This window comes from Pirellulales bacterium (assembly GCA_036490175.1).
Lineage (GTDB): Bacteria > Planctomycetota > Planctomycetia > Pirellulales > JACPPG01 > JACPPG01.
On sequence record DASXEJ010000365.1, the window covers coordinates 1 to 3546 of the forward strand.

Genomic DNA, 3546 nt, shown 5'->3' on the forward strand with positions numbered 1-3546 from the left:
GAGCTGTTGTGCCGCAAGAAGCTCGCCGAGATTCGCAAAGTCAATCGCGGAACACAGGCGGCCGTTGCTCCAAAGATCGTCCTCCGCCGGTGCGGATACGCCCTGAAATAGCCGGCCGACCACCTCCGCCAAGTGCTGGCCTAGCCGGCGGTACGACTCCATTTCTTGCGCAGAATAGAACTGATCGTCTGTAGATTGATGCGGGAAGCTCCGATCGGCCGCGCGTTGTGCGAGCAAATCGACGCCCTCGGTCCCGTGCAAACAAGGTTTCATCACGACCAGAAGCCCCTCGGCCTTTGCATCGTGCTTGCTCTTTGGGTACTGAATTCTGGCGATCAAGTAGTTACGCTCAGTGAATCCTTGCCGGTTTAGCATCAGCGGCAAAATATCCAGTCCGTCGGCGGGTGCGCCCTTCGCGTCGAAGCTCGTGATTTTGACGTCCTGGTGCACGCGCGCCAATCGAACCACCGCGGCCAGGTCCGCAAACTTATGTTTCGGGTCGCATCCGGCATCGAGCGCGAAAATTAAGCTACATCGCCTCCGCAGTAACGCAAGAACTCCGGTGTTATCGGCAAATCCGCCGTCCGAGACAGGAAAATATCGGGCTTTTTCCGGCAGTCGGAAGATGTCGCGCAAGAGGCGATATACGCGTGGTATCCCCGGGGCCGCGAATTTAGGATTCGGAAGCCACTGACCGATGTCCAGGTTTAGAGCGAAACCGAAGATGGCTGCCGCCAACGATTGAAACTGCAGCGGATCAATCACCGCGCCGGAAACCGCCATCGCGTCGGCAAGCGAGATGTCCTCGCTCAGGTATTGCTCGTACTCCGACGTCTCTCGCCAACCGGTGGCAGTACTGCCGCAGTACTTCTGCGAGAACAAAAAGCCTCTTGCGTCGCGGCGGTCGGCTTCCAGGTCGCGACATTGCTTGTTCACGGTTTCCAGGGACGTAACTCGTGCCACGTTCAGCGTGGCATTGATCAAGTGGTATGGCCCGCCGAAATCGGTTGTGTTCAGATCACTTAACTTCTGGTTGGGCGGCGTCCTCGGTTCGCCGCCATCTTTCTCCCGCGTCTGTAGAAACGCAAAGGCAAGCCGGTCGCGGTAGAAGCGATAGAACGAGATTGCGTTCACGTCCGCGCACAAGAGAATGGCAAAGACGAATCCAGATCCCAGCAAGATCAACAATCGCAATACCTGATCCGCGGCGATCACGTTCCAACGGTAGGTCTTCGTCGCGTCGTAAAAGCACTCGGGTCGCACTGCCCGCAGAAGCTTGTAATTCAGAGACCGCCGATTCGCGGCGTACCAGTCGGTCCTGCTGGATGGCGCGGCGTCAGCGAGGACCTCGTAAAGACTTGGATCGACAGGCAGTTGCCGGTCGGTGAACCATTTGTTGATTTCGGCAGCCTCTGGAAGGCTGATCGGCACTCGATCCGCGATCGCGTGCGGGTAGGTAAGCTCGATAAATCGTGGCTCTGAAGAATCGAGAAGTCGTGCAGCAAAGCCATTGTGCGACAAGACCGTCGCATTGAACGCATCGCAAAACTGCTGTCGAAGCGTGGGCAGCGGCTGGAGACTTTTGAGCGTCTCGATAGCATCGAAAAAACTGCTCGGGGTCCACGACCATGCCGCTTGATCCGCATTCCATAGCGTCTGATTCCGATCGTGCTCACGCAGTTTGTCGGCCAGGTCGGGCCCAATATTGCCAAGCTGCCGATGGCCAAGCGCGTACAGCTCTTTGAGCTTTTGTTCCGGCAAAGGACCACGATCCTGCTCGTCGATGAGCGAGTAAAAGCTGACGAATTCCTCCGCATTTAACGGTTTAGGCGCATCCTTCGGGTGCGCTATGTTGTTGGTCAGATCCGTGTGGCCGTCGAGGGTCTTTTCCGTGAGGCCCAGGAACGCCGGCCAACTCATGACGTCGCCGGGTCGAATTCGGTTGTCCGGGGAGCTGGCCGTGCCGCCAATCCCCGGCTCTGCGATGAACCCAAAAATGGCGAGCGGTATCCCGACGATGATGGCCGTCGACGCACCATAAAATAAGATCTTGTCCTTGATTCCACGCGGCGAAACGGCGCATTGCATCAACTTCGCCGGCCGAAGCAAAGGCAATAGTCCAGCTCCAATCGCCGCCAGGAGCCAAGAGCTCAGGCCGGCGTCAGGACTCAATTTCGAATCGTTGTCAAACAAGAACGCCAGAACGCCCGTCGTCGAGTACGGGTTGACGAGCATCATGACGGTGCCCAAACCGAAGGTCGCCGCCACAAGAATCAGGCACTGCTGGGTGAAGTTCTCCGGAGCTTCACCGTGAGAGAAAAAATAAGATCTCACCCAGGCGAAAAACCAACAGGCCAGGGCGACCACGAACGGCAACATCGCGACAAACAGATCCTTGTCGCAGCCAAAAACGGCAAGTGCGTCGCGAACACGCGGGTAGTCGAACAAACGCCACACGATCGCGATCAGCGATGCGATGAATACAAGCCCTGAGAGGGCGAGCAACAGATTCACGCACAATCCGATCAGGTATTTATTGGTTGCTTCCCAGGGACGTTTGAGATACTTGCCCCCGTAGATGATGCGTTTGACGGGCCCCGACAGCCCATCGCCGTCTTCGGCGGTTCCGTCGAGCGGAAACCAGTCATCGTTGAGAATCCGGTTGTGCTTGCCCTTATTGTGCTTGTCGGCCCCAGGAGGTTGAGCCGTGCATATCGCAGAGCTGAATGCCGACCCGATATAGCTGCCGCCCGAGACCGTCGAGAGGTAGTCGATGAATTTGAGAAGGCGGCACTCGTGCAGGCCCTTCAATACGCCGAGACCAAGCGCCGCGGAGCGAATTCCGCCGCCCGACAATGCGAGGCCGACCAGATCATGCGGAATCTCGTCGGACGATTGCCCACCCGATTCCTCGAACTTCAGCTGTTTACGTCGCTCGTGGACGGCGCTTGCCTCCTGCCGACGCAACTCAATGTAGTTAGTGAGCAGGGGGGATTTGTCCATGGCCGTGACCATCCTTTCGACCAGATATGGGCCCGCGCTAGTTCTTTCGGAGGGGGCTTTAGCCGCCCGCTTTGGGCGTTTTGCCATCTTGACGAATCAGCAGCGAGAATTCCACCATTCTCGGCCAAATCCGTCGGGAAAAGATCGGCCACGGGGCCGATTCCGTGGCGGACTTTATCCAATCGGCAAACTTTGCGGTTAGTCGTCGCGCGATGGCCGATCACTCTAGGCGGCGCGCCGGCATGCCAGAGCGCTGCGTCGCGGTGTCTCAGCAGCGCGAGAAGTGACCAGGGCGTGGGCAGACACTGCCCCGATCGGCGGCGTTAAGTTGCGCGATCACGCAAGACCGAGGGGACACGCCGCTCGGTGGATCTGCCGATTCGTCCCGACCGCGTCATCCTAGACCTGCATGCTCAGCCGCGGCGTGCCGCCTCGATGGCGGCGACGTCGATCTTTTTCATCTGCATCATCGCCTCAAAGGCGCGCTTGGCGGCCGCGCGATCGGAACTTGTGAAGGCCTCGGTCAGAGCAATCGGCGTGATC

General features: G+C 58.4%; 1 protein-coding gene. It reads right to left on the reverse strand.

Annotation, left to right across the window (positions count from 1 at the left end; translation table 11 throughout):
* Positions 1-3003: patatin-like phospholipase family protein (locus VGG64_28290; GenBank protein HEY1603533.1), on the reverse strand; the 3003-nt coding region annotated here is incomplete at its 3' end.
* Between the last annotated feature and the right edge of the window lie 543 nt (positions 3004-3546).